This is a genomic window from Flectobacillus sp. BAB-3569, from assembly GCF_002270355.1.
Lineage (GTDB): Bacteria > Bacteroidota > Bacteroidia > Cytophagales > Spirosomataceae > Flectobacillus > Flectobacillus roseus.
The window spans coordinates 99,680-115,112 of the sequence record NZ_NJFZ01000024.1; the positions used below are offsets into that span (position 1 = coordinate 99,680).

At 36.7% G+C, this 15,433-nt stretch carries 10 protein-coding genes; 6 read left to right on the top strand and 4 right to left on the bottom strand.

Features of this window, described 5'->3' with window-relative positions:
- Positions 1–101: 101 nt before the first annotated feature.
- A complete protein-coding gene (locus tag BWI92_RS21310) occupies positions 102–1,154 on the bottom strand; it encodes an aminopeptidase (RefSeq protein ID WP_095166590.1) in 1,053 nt (350 codons plus the stop codon).
- Between the two features lie 596 nt (positions 1,155–1,750).
- Here BWI92_RS21310 and recA point away from each other — a divergent pair.
- Positions 1,751–2,836: a recombinase RecA gene (recA, locus tag BWI92_RS21315; RefSeq protein ID WP_095166592.1), complete on the top strand. Its 1,086-nt coding sequence runs from the start codon at positions 1,751–1,753 to the stop codon at positions 2,834–2,836.
- Positions 2,837–3,078: 242 nt separating this feature from the next.
- The gene (locus tag BWI92_RS21320; protein ID WP_095166593.1) at positions 3,079–4,758 is read left to right on the top strand and encodes a DUF3667 domain-containing protein; all 1,680 of its coding nucleotides are present in this window, start codon (positions 3,079–3,081) and stop codon (positions 4,756–4,758) included.
- A gap of 228 nt (positions 4,759–4,986) precedes the next feature.
- Here the strand turns inward: BWI92_RS21320 and BWI92_RS21325 are convergent, their stop codons facing one another.
- Positions 4,987–5,445: a hypothetical protein gene (locus BWI92_RS21325; RefSeq protein ID WP_095166595.1), complete on the bottom strand. Its 459-nt coding sequence runs from the start codon at positions 5,443–5,445 to the stop codon at positions 4,987–4,989.
- Positions 5,446–6,347: 902 nt separating this feature from the next.
- Here BWI92_RS21325 and BWI92_RS21335 point away from each other — a divergent pair.
- The 3 genes from BWI92_RS21335 (at position 6,348) to BWI92_RS21345 (ending at position 9,364) form a co-directional block, all read left to right on the top strand.
- A complete protein-coding gene (locus BWI92_RS21335; RefSeq protein WP_176464497.1) occupies positions 6,348–7,046 on the top strand; it encodes a TonB-dependent receptor plug domain-containing protein in 699 nt (232 codons plus the stop codon).
- 62 nt (positions 7,047–7,108) lie between these two features.
- A complete protein-coding gene (locus BWI92_RS21340; RefSeq protein ID WP_095166601.1) occupies positions 7,109–8,536 on the top strand; it encodes a TonB-dependent siderophore receptor in 1,428 nt (475 codons plus the stop codon).
- Positions 8,537–8,683: 147 nt separating this feature from the next.
- Positions 8,684–9,364, top strand: coding sequence for a VIT1/CCC1 transporter family protein (locus BWI92_RS21345; RefSeq protein WP_095166603.1), 681 nt, complete (start codon positions 8,684–8,686; stop codon positions 9,362–9,364).
- A gap of 151 nt (positions 9,365–9,515) precedes the next feature.
- Here the strand turns inward: BWI92_RS21345 and ggt are convergent, their stop codons facing one another.
- Together ggt and BWI92_RS21355 are read right to left on the bottom strand one after the other, a co-directional pair.
- Positions 9,516–11,321, bottom strand: a complete 1,806-nt coding sequence (ggt, locus tag BWI92_RS21350; protein WP_095166624.1) for a gamma-glutamyltransferase — start codon at positions 11,319–11,321, stop codon at positions 9,516–9,518.
- Between the two features lie 204 nt (positions 11,322–11,525).
- On the bottom strand, positions 11,526–12,746 hold the full coding sequence (locus BWI92_RS21355) for a hypothetical protein (protein WP_095166605.1): 1,221 nt from the start codon (positions 12,744–12,746) through the stop codon (positions 11,526–11,528).
- Positions 12,747–13,673: 927 nt separating this feature from the next.
- Between BWI92_RS21355 and BWI92_RS21360 the strand changes: the two genes are divergently transcribed.
- A partial coding sequence (locus tag BWI92_RS21360; protein WP_095166607.1) for a DEAD/DEAH box helicase occupies positions 13,674–15,433 on the top strand: 1,760 nt, incomplete at its 3' end.

Below are 15,433 nucleotides of genomic sequence, written 5' to 3' on the forward strand. Positions count from 1 at the left end.
TTGAGAAGTTTGTGGTTGTTGGCTAATTGCTTGCACTATTGGGTTTTTTGAAAGGTTAATTCTGTTTGTTATCAACCCAATCCATTAACCTAAAGCGATATTTATTCAAATCGTTTTTCTAAATACTCTAAAAATTTACGAAAGTCACCGCGAAATTGTTTTTCAAAAATCTGCTCAAATTCATTTTGTTTTGAATGATAGGTTTTAAAGCCCACAAAATACGCATTGTTTGGTAAGTCTTCGTTTTTTAACTTGCTGGAAAGTAGTGGTTTATGTGATAGTTGTGCATAAAGACTATCTTCTTTTACTACTATTTTTCTGATAAACGTATATTTTAAAGAATCCTTGTATGTTTTGGTGTATTCTGGTTTGAAAGTTTTGTATAAACTGTCCAGCGCAAGGGTAGATTTGTTGAGATGCGTCACCAAAACTTTGCGCCATTCTTTTCCACGAGCAAATTTTTGGTATTCCTCAGATTCGATGCCATATTTAGCTTTTAGGTATCTTTTAGCACCATATTCTCCAATAAAATTGGCTAGATTTTCGCTAGTTTCATGCTCGTTTTTGACAAAAATAGTTCCATGCGTCATTTCATGAATAATAAGACTAGCGAGTTTGCCTTCCGAATAAAATAGCATACTCGACAGGATAGGCTCTGGGAGCCACCCCAATGTTGAATAGGCAATACCTTGTCCCAAATCGGTATCGTAACCTTTTTGTTTCCAGACTTTTAGCTCTTGAATTGCCATGGTAGAATCAAAAAAACCTTTATAAGTAAAATTCCCAATAATAGGAAAATGAAACTCTACGGCCTCCATTTTGTAAGGTTCGGCAGCCGTAACGAGATATACCAGTGGTTTGCCTTGCTGATCGAATAGCGTTTGATATACGTCGGGATTATCTTTTAGGCCTAGCGAGTCGATGGCATATCTTTTGATTTCGCTGATCAGACGAATTCTTGCCTTGAGAGAATCAGGTACTTTAGGATCATGTAAAACTTCTGCAAGGGGGCGAGTATTAAATGCCACATTCAGACCACCTTTTGCTTGTGTATACAAGTAGACTGTCCAGTTACGTTGCCACAGCGCGATGCCTAGCAGTAAGCATAGAATTAATAAAAGCCAGTATCTTTTTTTATTGATTATTTTTGACATGATTACTTTGAATAAGAATTTAAAGTTACGAAGACCTGTTACATATGTGCTAAGGTTTTATAAAATCAAACCAATAAATCTAGGTCTATCACAATGAAACAAATATTGGTTATATCTCGGGTATTGACCCTCATGTAGCTTAGTTTTCATTCCTATTTGTTAGTTTGATCAATATTGTATACTTTTTTTATTTTTGTATAAAAATAATAGACTTTTTACTGAAAAATATTTTCAAAAAGATTACTTTTTTTAGACTAAAGCTTGTAAATTCACATTCGGAAATCAAGCAAGTAAAGAATTTCAAGATGATATGATTGCTACAAGCTCTCTCGATAAAAAAGGAAAGAAGTAATAGCTCATTGAATTTTTTTGTGTAAATTTTGCCTCAATTCAATCTATAGATTTGATTTTGAAGCGTAAAAATTTGTAAGTCAAAGCAAGCTTATTTATTTTTCGAATCTGATAGTAAAATCATTTTTGTTACCTATTGTGTTTTTTGCGTAACAAGCCTAGAATTATCTGATAAAATGCTTATCCTAGCTATTCTACAGTTAGTTCGTTCAACCAAAGTCATTTTTATCTTACATTTATACAACATGGCAAAGCAACAAGCTGAAGCAAGTAATCCTGCAGCAGAGAAACTCAAAGCCCTACAAACTACGCTTGAGCGTTTGGACAAGACTTACGGTAAAGGTACTGTAATGCGTTTGTCTGACAGTAAAGTTATAGACGTTCCAGTGATTTCTACAGGCTCATTGGGTTTAGATTTGGCACTAGGTATCGGTGGTGTACCTCGTGGAAGAATTGTAGAAGTTTATGGTCCAGAATCTTCTGGTAAAACAACTTTAGCAATGCACTGTATTGCTGAGGCTCAGAAAGGAGGAGGTTTGGCCGCATTTGTTGATGCCGAACATGCCTTTGACCGTGCATATGCCGAAAAACTTGGTATTGACACTAGCCAACTGTTGATTTCTCAACCTGATAATGGTGAGCAAGCTCTCGAAATTGCAGAACAATTGATTAGTTCAGGAGCTATCGACATTTGTGTAATTGACTCCGTAGCAGCCTTAGTACCAAAAGCTGAACTTGAAGGTGATATGGGTGATTCAAAAATGGGTCTTCAGGCTCGTTTGATGTCTCAAGCACTTCGTAAGCTTACTGGGGTAATTAATAAAACAGGTTGTTGCTGTATCTTTATCAACCAGCTTCGTGATAAGATCGGGGTGATGTTTGGTAACCCAGAAACAACAACGGGTGGTAATGCCTTGAAATTCTACGCTTCGGTACGTTTGGATATTCGTCGTATTGGACAAATCAAAGAAGGTGCTGATAATATCATCGGTAACCGTACTAAAGTGAAGGTGGTGAAAAACAAGTTGGCACCTCCATTTAAAGTAATCGAGTTTGATATCATGTATGGTGAAGGTATTTCAAAATCAGGAGAAGTACTCGACTTAGCTGTAGAACTTGATATTGTGAAAAAGTCTGGCTCATGGTTTAGCTACGACGGTAATCGTTTAGGACAAGGTCGTGATGCTGTAAAAGAGATGATTCGCGATAATCCTGAATTGTTGGATGAGCTTGAACGCAAAATTAAGGATAAAGTAAAAGGTGATGATGGCGCATTGCTTGACCCCGAAGGTGGTGTAGCAGATGACGGCGAGTTAGATGAAAGCTTATAATCCTGTCTTTTATAAATGTAAAAAAGAGAATGCCGAAAGGTATTCTCTTTTTTTATGAAAAATAACCAAAAGTTAAAAGCCTGTTTATTCTAAACCTAAAAGCATCGATCGCCTATGCAATAATTGAAAAAATGAGTATTTTGAGGAAATTTTATTAAACAACCTAAACCGTTTGGAGTTTTATCCCCTTTTCAGATTGATTTCCTCTCAGCGGTGCGTCACAAACCTTAAACTTATTTGAAATGTCGATACATAAGAATCGTCGTAAAGTAGAAGTCTGCCACAACTGTCATAACATGCTGAAGCCAGAAGATAATTTCTGCGCAAATTGTGGTCAAGAAAACCATGATTTGAAGGTAGGAGTGGGGCAGCTATTGTATGATGTTTTTGAAGGATTTACCAATTTTGATACGAAGTTTTACAATACAGCCAAATCAATTTTTTCGCAACCAGGCAAAATTACCAAGGATTTTTTGGAAGGAAGAAGGGCACGGTATGTGCCTCCAATTCGTTTATACTTCATCGTATCTTTTGTGTTTTTTATCGCTTTTGATGAGCTGGTTGAAATGGGTTTGAACTCTACCAATGACGTGGCAAGGGGTGTAATCGATGGATTGAAAGGGGATTCGAAACGTAAAGACAAAAGCGATGATGATGATCAAGAAAGTGACAAGAAAGAGAGTAAATCGATACAAAGTCAGGCGCTAAAAGCTATCATACAAAAGCGTGAAGAGAAAAGTAAGGAAATCGCTAACTTGAATATTGAGCTGGATTCGGCTAAAGCTAGAGAGGATACAAGTTTGCAACATACTTTAGAAAAGAAAATTGCTAAAGATGAGAAGCAACTAAAAACGCTGGATAAGCAAACTAAATTAGCTTCTCAAGCAAAAGGATTTATTGACTATGTATCTAATTTTGATATTTCGACTGATGAGATTTTGGACGAAATGAATGTAGAAAGAGATGATACATTAAGGGCTATTATTGACTCTTTACCAGAGTATAAGCAACGTCCAGTATTAATTGAAATACAAAAGCAACTAGCTTTGGACTCGATACACACAGAAGCAATCACCGAACCCGCGGAGGATTTGAAGGCATATTTTACCGAAAGAATGGGAAAAAAAGGTAAGATAGAGTATACTTTGATTTTACATTCTTTGAAGAATAACGTAAAAGTACCCGTATGGATTGAAGGGGTAAAGGTATTCACCAAAAGTAGCGATGGAAGTCTTCAAAATAGAACGTATAAAAAGCGGTTGCTGAGTATGAGCAATAAAGATTTAGACAGTTTGATTGTGAAAGAGGAGGGAAGTGGAAGTGCCTTTGCTTTTTTGAAAAGGGGATTACGTCGTAATGTAACCTATTATGAATTAGCGTTTGACGAAGATGCAGAAAAGGCCATTGGAGAAATGGTGCATTTTGGTGTAAACGTAATCTCTTTCATGATGTTTATATTGATGCCTTTGGTAGCGCTGATGCTTAAAATTAGTTACAGTAAACGTGTTCATAGTATACTCTGGTATCCGTTTAAATGGATATCTTATAGTTTTCGATTATTGAAATATACTCTGACAGGAGGGTTTATGCGCCAAAAGCCTTTCCCTTCGATTCCTAAGCTTTTTGATGGTCAAACAAGGTTTTATTACGAGCACTTGATTTTTTCCATACATATTCATTCAATTTTCATGCTCATGCTCATGATATTTGTTGGCATAGGCTTGTTGGTGGGTCATTGGAATATTTCATTGAGCGTTGCGATGGTAGTTTTTATGATTTATTTCGCCATGTCTCTCAAAGTGGTGTATCGACAATCTTGGCTTAAAACTATCTGGAAATCTATGGTCTTGTTTTGTATGTACTGTTTTACGTTTACCATGGTACTAGGCATTACGGGCGCTATTAAATTCGCCTTGCAATAGAAGTTTGTGTGAATTACGATTAAGTAGATGAGTGATTATTCATGAATTTTGAGATGCTTTCCTAAAAATATCTTGACAGTTAATTAAAAAGGCGTTCGAAATGAGTTTTTCGAACGCCTTCTTTGATACTATACTTCAAAATGGTAACTCTTTAGACGCAAACATTGCGTCTCTACAAGTGAAATTTGGGTTAATAATTGCTCAAACACAAATCACTAAATGTGTTTATTAGTTGTCTTTTTTGATATAAGACTTGTTACCGTTTGAGTTAATGTAATAGCGACCACCTTTTGGACCTTCGTAGATGGTACGACCTTTATCGTCTTTACCTACAACTTTATCATCACCAGCAGCAGCTTTCTCTGTTTTCTTGTCAACTTTTTTAGGCTCAGGTTTTACTGTTGGGTTTTTATCTTCCACTTTTTTAGCCTCTTTTTCTTTTTTCTTCGCGTCTTTATCTGCTTTCTTATCTTCTTTAGCAGCCTTGTCTTCTTTTGGAGCTTTTTCTTCTTTAGCTTTCTTGTCTTTCTTATCAGCTTTGTCAGCTTTTTCCTCCTTATCTTTTTTGTCTTTCTTTTCTTTTTTCTCTTTTTTAGCGTCTTTAGTTTCGTCTTTTGGTTTTTGAGCATTTGCGTCCCAAACTAATACATTGGCCATCAAAAGGGCAAGGGCAAGTAACTTCTTCATTTTTTACGATTGTTGAAATGGTTAAAATTGGTTTTTGAAAAGCACGTCTATAGTGACTAGACCGTATTTCTGCTCAATATAGCAAAATTTTCTATTCCGACTATATATACGAATTAAGTCACTTTAAATTGAGGGATAATTCAAAAATATTTTTGCTGAAACGGTATTCGTTTTGTTAAAAATTCAGGATGTTTTTTGACAAAAATAAAGTGTTATTAAAGCATATTTTTGTTGTACTAAACCTTGAATTTTTGAGCTATGATTCAAATATCATTGAATTCCTACATTATCATAACTACCTTTGCGCTCATTTCGAGGCGTAATTTATGGCATTTGAGTATAATTATAGGGCGTTGTTTTTGTTCATCATTCTGATTGTTAGGATGTTGGCGTCTCCCTTGGTATATCTTGATTACAGCTTAAGAAAAGATTACATCGCCAAAAACCTTTGTCAAAACCGCAATCGTCCAAGTATGCATTGTAATGGGAAGTGCTATCTTTCTAAGCAATTGGCAAAAGCCGCAGAGCAAAAAGAGGCTCAGCAGAAAAATACGATTGTTAGCTCAATCATAGATTTATATTGCCAAATCGGAAAGCTTGTAAGTATTCCAAAATTCGAATTATTTCTCTACGAAATACCTAATCATTTTTTCTTACCTATATTTCATTTACAAAGCTTCTTTTCAAAAGTCTTCAAACCGCCCATTTATTGAGGTATTACTTCGTTGTACAAAAGTTTGAGCTATGGTGTATTATGTCAAAATACGCCTGTAGCACCATGTTGCTATATCCATAGCTTTGAAAAATTACACTCTATGGTTTCTGTTTTTACAGAAGCTGATTCGCTGTTTCCCATGATAAATGCTAGGTTGATCCTATCTAATATCCCAAATTATAATCTCATGAAAAAAGTACTTTTTTCCATTCTATTTATAGGTAATTATGTTGCTTCTCAAGCACAAGAAAAAGATTCTACTATTCTTAAAAACACAGACTTGCATGAAGTCATTATTCGAGGAGTGAATAACTCCGCAGATGTGTCGAGTGAATATACTTCAAGAATACCTTTGAAAAATTTGGAGAACCCACAGGTTACGCATTCTGTCAATAGCAAATTGATTTTGAATCGTAATTATTTTGTTCAATACAACATGCTTTCGAATGTGACGGGTGTATCACCGAGTTGGGCGGGTGTTTCGCCTTATTATACGGTGAGAGGATTTCGTACTCGTTCTAATTTCAGAAATGGTATATTAGGATATGTAGCTTCTGATATAGACCCCGTCAATATAGCTCAATTGGATGTGGTAAAAGGACCAAGTGGAACTCTGTTTGGTAGTTCTATGACCGTTTTTGGTGGTGTAATCAATCGAGTGACAGTAAAGCCACAAGACGATAATTTTACGAGTATCACCTTAGCTGGAGGTAATAATAATTTTCAACGGGCTACTTTTGACGTGAATACAAAGCTAGACACTGAATCAAAAGGATTGATGCGCATAACTGGTGCGTATACCAACAAGGAAAGTTTTCAAGACCAAGGAGTTTATCAGAACCTGTTTTTAGCACCGAGTTTACTTATAAGGTATCCGATAAGTTAAGAATTGATGTTGAAGCAGAAATTTTGAGAAGAGTTTCGACCAATAATCTGTTATTGACACCCATGAATCCACTCAAAAGTGGTGTGTTGACTTATGCCGAAAGTCCAAGTGGATTGAATTTAGATTATTATAAATCTTACACAGATAATAGTGTTTTGTATAAAACTACCGCTATTAACTTTTACGGAAAAATTAGCTATATTCTGTCAAATCAATGGAAATCGGAAACAAATCTGATGACTTCAAATAGCGAGTCTTATGGTAATTATCAGACGATGGTCATGGCCAATAATAATGCCTCGATTGTGCGTAGAATTGTCAATTATGCACCAGAAACGATTGTTAACCAACAAATTCAACAAAACTTTATGGGTGATTTAACAACTGGTTCAGTACGTCACAGAGTTTTGTTAGGCGCTGATTATTATAGGTATGTTTACGGAACGACAGCCAACGGTTTGGATGGATCAAGAGCTAACGCAGCCAATGGTGTAGTGCGTCCTACTTTTGATACGGTAGCAGTTGCAGGCAAAAGCGTAAACTATGGCTTGCTCAATGAAAGTGAAATCAACAGCAGATTGTTAGGGAAAGTACCCGCCATTACAAAAACTACCCTGACGACTAATTCGTTGTATGCCTCAGATGTGATTAATCCTACCAAAAACTTGACTTTGATGCTAAGTGCCAGAGTAGATTTCTTGCAAAATTCGGGTACTTATAATAAAACAACAGATGTTTGGACAGGAGCCTATAACCAGACTGCATTTTCTCCAAAAGTTGGTTTGACTTATCAGCTATTACCTGAACAACTGGCATTTTTTGCTAGTTATATGAACGGTTTCCAAAATGTAGCACCTGTAAGTCAGGTAGATGGAACAGTGGCAAATTTTAAACCCCAATACGGTAATCAGTTTGAAACAGGGTTTAAATATTCACAGGAGAAACATTTATTAGATGCCAGTTTAAGCTTATATGATATAAGAATCAGTAATACTGTAAGAGCCAATCCTGAGAATGTATCAATGTTTATTCAAAATGGAGCGCAATATAGCCGTGGAGCAGAATTAGATTTACAAAGTCGTCCGATAGAAGGCTTGTATTTTCATGCTGGACTTGCTTACAACGATAGCAAACTTACAGCTTCGGATGCTAACACAGAAGGTTTAAGACCTGTAAATTCAGGCCCTGCTTGGATGAGCAATTGGTATGCGAATTATACCTTTATGAAAGGTTCTTTAAAAGGGTTTTCATTAGGTTTTGGAGGTAATTACTACGGTAAAGACAATATTATTAACACCAAATCTGCAGGAACATTTGCTACAGATGCCTACACATTGTTCAATGCAGTACTGAGTTATTCTCAAAAAGCATATACTTTATCGCTGAGTGGAGATAATATTTTCGACACACAATATTACTATGGCGGTCGTGGATTTATCACGCCTGGCAATTTGCGTCAGGTGATAGTTTCTTTAAAATTGAATTTATAGTTGATAGATACATAATTATGATTCAGAATAGCCCAAATTATTCTGAAACAAATTTTTATCATTGGTGAAAAATCAGATTCAGCTGAATTTTACAATAAGATTTCCTAAATTCAAGTATTAATATCCTTAACCTAATTCCACAAAAATATGGAAGAACAACATCTGGAAAGTTCTGATTTTTTAAAAGATATAGTTATCGGGATGTCCGATGGTTTAACAGTACCTTTTGCCTTAGCCGCGGGTTTGTCAGGTGCTGTAGCTGATACCTCGATTGTCACAACGGCAGGTATTGCCGAAATTGTAGCAGGTGCGATTGCTATGGGTTTAGGGGGCTATTTGGCTGGTCAGACCGAAGTAGAACATTATGACGCAGAATTGAAACGTGAATATGAAGAAGTAGAAAAAGTACCCGAACGCGAAAAAGAAGAAGTACGAGAGGTTTTTGCTGATTATGGACTCGATGCCGATATGCAAGAAGCAATCGTGGAGGCATTAGCAAAAGACAAAGACAAATGGGTTCATTTTATGATGAAATTTGAGCTAGGTCTTGAGAAACCAGACATCAATCGTGCAAGAAACTCCGCTGCTACTATCGGTATCTCCTATGTAATAGGAGGGATTATCCCATTGAGTCCATATTTTCTGGTCGATGATGCTATATTAGGGCTCAAATTCTCTGTGGCGATTACTTTGTTAGCATTATTTATCTTCGGTTTCTTTAAAAGCAAAATTACAGGTCAACATCCATGGATAGGTGCATTGAAGGTCACATCTATCGGTGCAGCCGCCGCGGCAGCGGCCTTTGGTGTAGCTAAATTGTTTGGATAACTCTCTGTATGTTATCGGTTAATGGTGTAACTGTTATTAGAATAGTATTCAGATTTTTGATTTTTAAACATAAAAAAGAAGATTTGAGAATGAGTAATTTAGTACCCATTTTCAAATCTTCAAATTAGGAATCTGTTTTCAAATCAAAAAACTAGTATCCTACCGCAGTATCGTCGGCTCTTACATCGGCTCCACCTTCATATTGACCATTTGGTAATAACAAAATACAGTCCATACGACCAATGGTATTCTTCTGTGATTCCATCTTGTAGCCACGACCTAACAATTTTTGTAAAGTTTGTGGGGTAAAGCCTCCCTCTTCAAATGTCGTTCTATCGGGTAGCCATTGATGATGAAAGCGTAGCGCATCTACCGCTTGTTGCATATTCATCCCATGCTCTACTACGTTTAAGAATACTTGGAAGACAGAAGTAATAATAGTTGAGCCTCCTGGTGTACCAAGAATCATGAACAGTTTTCCATCTTTTTCAACAATTGTAGGCGTCATTGAAGATAGCATTCTTTTATTTGGGGCAATAGCATTTGCTTCGTTGCCTACCAAACCATACGAGTTAGGATGTCCCGGCTTGATAGAGAAATCATCCATTTCATCATTTAATAAAAAGCCTCCTCCAGCAACTATAACCTTGCTTCCGTAAGAGTTATTGAGAGTTGTTGTAATAGAAACAGCATTTCCCTCTTTGTCTGCAAATGAGGAGTGAGTGGTTTCCATACTTTCATAACCCGGAATAGCTCCTCCTGATACTTTTTTACTATCAGTGGCTAGATCAAAGTTGAAATCCTGCCAACGCTGTTTTAAGAACTCTAGACTCAATAACTCTTTTTGTGGCACCTTGACAAAATCTGGATCACCTAACCATTTAGCTCGATCTGCAAAGACACGACGTTCTGCCTCAATCATTACTTGAGTCGTTGAGTCGCTATGCCATCCCCATTTCTTCAAAGGGTAATTTTCTACGTACTTTAGTAGTTGCATTAAGGCGATTCCACCAGAAGATGGCGGAGGCATGGTAATTACTTTCAGACCTTTGTAGTTTTCTACAATTGCATCGCGCCAAACAGCATGATAGTTATCCAAATCTTTTTGGGTGATGATACCACCGCCTTTGTTCATTTCAGCTAATAAAAGTTTTGCTGTTTCACCTTCATAAAAACCTTTACGACCCTCTGACTGAATACGGCGTAAAGTTTTGGCTAAATCTTTTTGGATTAATAATTCACCTTCTTTCCATTCTGTACCATCAGCTTTGATGAAATAGGTTTTTCCTGGATTATATTTTAATAAATCTTCCTTAATTCTATTTAGTCCTCTAGCTTCACGGGCAGTAAGAGCAACGCCGTTTTCGGCAAGATCAATCGCTGGTTGAAGAATTTGCTTCCAAGATAGCTTCCCAAAGCGTTTATGTGCTTGCTCTAATCCATCTACTGAACCTGGGGTTCCACTAGCGAGATGTCCGTACCAGCTTGGCTGACCTGCTTTTACATTTCCTTTTTCGTCGAGATACATATCACGACTTGCTTTTTCTGGTGCTTTTTCGCGGTAGTCTAATGTATAAGTATTTCCCTTTTTGTCTCGAAATACCAAGAAACCTCCACCACCAATATTGCCCGCTGCTGGGTGTACCACAGCCAAGGCGAATTGAGTAGCAATGGCTGCATCTATGGCATTTCCACCTTTTTTCATAATCTCAACACCGACTTTAGAAGCTTCTGGGTGTGTTGCGGCCACCATACCATTTTGTCCATACACAGGCTCTTTTTTAGCAACAAAAGGGGAAGCATTTGGGTCATCATTCAAAAATTGATAAAAACCTTGATTTTCCTTAGGTTTGCTTATAGGAGAAGGAGTGTTGGTTACTTGTACAGCTGGAGTTTTACAGCTCCATAATAAGCCAAGCGTTGTCGATGAGAGTAAGACAATGTGTTTCAGTTTCATCATGATGAAGACGTTTTTTTAATTAACAAGGAGAAAGTCTCAAATCTATCCGAAATATTAAAAGGACAGATTTGCTGTTTTAGCTAAGGTAAAAGGGATATATCTTTCAAAAAGATTCCTTTATATCTTTCAAATATACAAAAAGCCCAAACTCTTTAAGGAAGTTTGGGCTTTATTTTCAAAACAAATGTACTTTTCTGTCTACTACAAAATTTTGTAAATATCAACAGAATCAATTTTGTCTTTCAACTCTTTAATGTTGATGCTCGATTTGATAGCAGCATCTTTCTTTTTCTTTTTAGATGTTAAATCTTTAATCAAATCTTCATAAACCATTTGAGCATTTTTCTCGCCCACTGCTTCGATAATGTTATTGCCTTTGGCTACATTGATTGCCTGTTTTACTTGATCAAAATAACGCGTTTCTAAATCAAAATAATTATCATGAATTCCTACAAAACGATTACAGAGCGACTGTAGGTAGTCTAGGTTATTGTTGACATGACGCACATCTAATTCAGATTGCAATAACTCTCCAAGATTTACTTTGCCATCTTTTCCTGTATATTTTTTTTCAATTTCTGCCGTTTTCTTACGCATCAATTCTGGCGTAAATTCACCCATCACATAGTTGAAATAGTCGTCTATTGTTTCGTCTCCACGAATTTCTCTAGGGTTGAAGCCTATTTTTTGACCGTCTTTCTTAAATTTTTCTAAGACATCAAGTTGTAATGTTTCCAAAAGAGTAACAGTTTGCGAACTCGAAGTAGCATTAGTTAGGTTTGCTTTATCCAAAGCGTTATAAAAACCAGTGTAGCGCTGAAGCTCCTTTTCAAACTCTTTGATTTTGTCAAAGTTTACCTTTTTGTCTTGCACCCCTGCTGCGTACGCAACGTTTACCGCTGCGGTCGAAAGGTTCACGGCCTGTGATGCATAGGGAATCAGACCCACGATTGGGCTATCCTTCAAGCTTTTGAGAACAGACACAAAACGCTCATTTTTTTCTTTTTTATCAAAAATCGCCTTGTTTTGAGCTGTTTTTAGAATTACCTCTTCAAAAGAAAAGCCTAAGGGTCCTTTTTCGACACTACTCAACTTTTTGATATAACCTTGATAATCTTGGTTGATTACTTGTGATTTTAGGTCGATAATATCGTCGCTTAAGATTTTATAGACTTCTGCACTTTTGACCAAATTAGTGCGGATTTTCTCCCACTTCGTACGGTCAGTAAGTGATTGGTTTTTAGAAATGTCGTTCAAAGAAACGCTTTGTAATTCGATACGTCCTTTTAGGTTTTCATTTTCGTTTTGTAGCTTAACCAGATTATTCTGAATGTTGACAATCAAGGAATCAGAATAAATTTGAGCGTTAATAGTTGTTGTTAAGCCAAAGAGGATCAAAAAAAGGAATGAGAATGTTTTCATCGTGCTTTACCAGAAATAGTTTTGGAATTTTCCCATCAAGAACGGAATGCCTATTAATTAATTGTCAAAGGTCTAAATTCCTTTGCATTTTTTATCTTGTTTTACCAAGTATTCTTATATTGATTATAGGATAAATTGGAAAAGTTATATTTTCGCTCTTGTGTTTATCCTATTGAAATAATAATTCTGCAAATGCACCAAAGGTTTATTCAAAGACTTAATTTGACAAATTTCAAGGTTCAACGGGAAAAAAGATCTCTTCATTATTAACGATTTGCCAAATGTTTTTTGTTCATGTATAAAGCTTTTTTGAGTAAAAGGATTGGTGAAAATGAGTAGATAAATGCTAATCACAGGCAATGGGATGTCCTATACTTGTTATTAAGTAGCTGTTAATTAACTATTTCCTAGATGCCGAAAACTTTTTAAATACGAGAAGAATGTTAAGAGGAGTAAGGGCAAATCGCAATATATTTGGAGAAAGCTGTTATTCTTAAAATAAAATTTGCTGAAGTGTCAAAAGAAGGAATTATTTGATATGAAAGATTTAAGATAAGTTTGTCAGGCTGGAAAAAGCGAGATAATTTCTAAAAAATGATTCTAAATAAAATACAATTATATTTGTTAATGCAAAAAACTTAGGATACCTTTGTACCCGTTATACAAAAACATCCGCACGTCTCTGTGTTCGCTTCTTGGCATGAAGCAATTTCCAATCTCGAACTGTTATCAGTTTAAATCGGTTTCTCCAGAGCTTTAACGGATGTTTCGGGCATCATTAAAGCAAATTTTAACAATCACAATTTTGTCGTTTTTGACCAAGCCATAGATAGGGATTTTAACCATTCTGTTCAGGACGAATGAATGGCAGACATCTCTGATGCCTTGTAACTAAGGTTACGTCAATTACCGACATTTCGAAAAACAATGAGTCAATTATTAAGATTCGACGAACTTTCATTATCACAAGAAGTTCAACAAGCGGTAGCAGATATGGGTTTTGAGACAGCATCTCCAATCCAATCTGAGGCAATTCCATTCATTCTTGAAGGTCGCGATGTGATCGGGCAGGCGCAAACAGGTACTGGTAAAACAGCTGCTTTTGGTATTCCAATTGTAGAAAAAGTAACTCCTTTCGAAAAGGTAGTTCAAGGTTTGGTTCTTTGTCCTACTCGCGAGTTGGCGGTACAAGTAACAGAAGAATTAAAGAAAATTGCAAAACATAAAAAAGGTGTTTGGGTAACTACAGTATATGGTGGTGACTCTATCGAACGTCAAATCAAATCTTTGAAGGCTGGTGCAAACATCGTTGTTGGTACTCCTGGTCGTGTAATTGACTTGATTGAGCGTCGTGCCTTGAAATTAGAAAATGTAAGTAAAGTAGTTCTTGACGAAGCTGATGAAATGTTAGACATGGGCTTTAGAGAGGATATCGAAAGCATTTTACAAGAAACTCCAGAAGAACGTCAAACTATTTTCTTCTCAGCAACGATGTCGAAGCCTATCATGGCCTTGACTTCTCGTTACCAAAACGATCCTAAATTGGTGAAAGTAGTGAAAAACGAAATCACTAACTCTAATATCGAACAACTTTACTATGATGTTAAAGGAAAGGCGAAAATGGAGGTAATGACTCGTTTGATGGATTTCTATTCAGTGAAATTATCGTTGGTATTCTGTAATCAGAAGAAAAGAGTTGACGAAGTTGTAGAAGAATTACAATTGCGTGGTTACGCTGCTGAAGGTCTTCATGGTGACTTGCGTCAGGCTCAACGTACTAATGTAATGTCTAAATTCCGTTCGGGTGTTGTAAACGTATTAGTTGCAACAGACGTGGCGGCTCGTGGTTTGGACGTTGACGATGTAGATGCGGTATTTAACTACGATGTACCTTTAGACGAAGAATATTATGTACACCGTATTGGTCGTACAGGTCGTGCTGGTAAATCTGGTAAGGCATTTACGATGATTGTTGGTGCTGAACGTAACCGCCTTCGTGAAATTATGAATTACACTAAAGTAAAAATTGACAAAGGTGTAATTCCGTCATTCTCTGACGTAGTTGGTGTTAAAAAAGGAATGTTTATCGACCGTGTACGTGGATCTATCGAAGAAGGTGATTTAGAATTGTTCGAAGATGTATTACAAGCGTTGCACCATGCAGGTTATTCTACTGAACAAGTAGTTTCTGCTTTGGTAAAAATGAACATGGGTATCTCGAAAAACGAATTTGCTGACGAAAACCTTAGCGGTGAATTTGATCGTCGTGATCGTTTCAATAACAGAGATAGAGATAACAGTGGTCGTCGTGGTGAAGGTCGTTTTGAAAGAGGTGGTCGTGATGACCGTCGCGGTGGACGTTCTGAGCGTGGCGATAGCAGAGATAGAGGTGGTCGTTCGGAAGATAGAGGTCCTCGTTCTGACAAACAAGGTCGTCCTTACCGTCGCGATGCAAACATGGTAAGAATGTTTGTTAACATCGGTTTCAACGAAAAAATCTCTCCAGCGAATATCGTAGGAGCATTTGCAGGTGAATCTGGAATTCCGGGTAACGTATTGGGTCAAATTGATATTTTCGACAAATATTCATTTGTTGACGTTCCTAAAGAATTTGCAAACACTGTATTGAACCGTATGGAAGGTGCTTCTATTAAAGGTAAAAAAGTAAATGTTGAGATTGCAAAGCC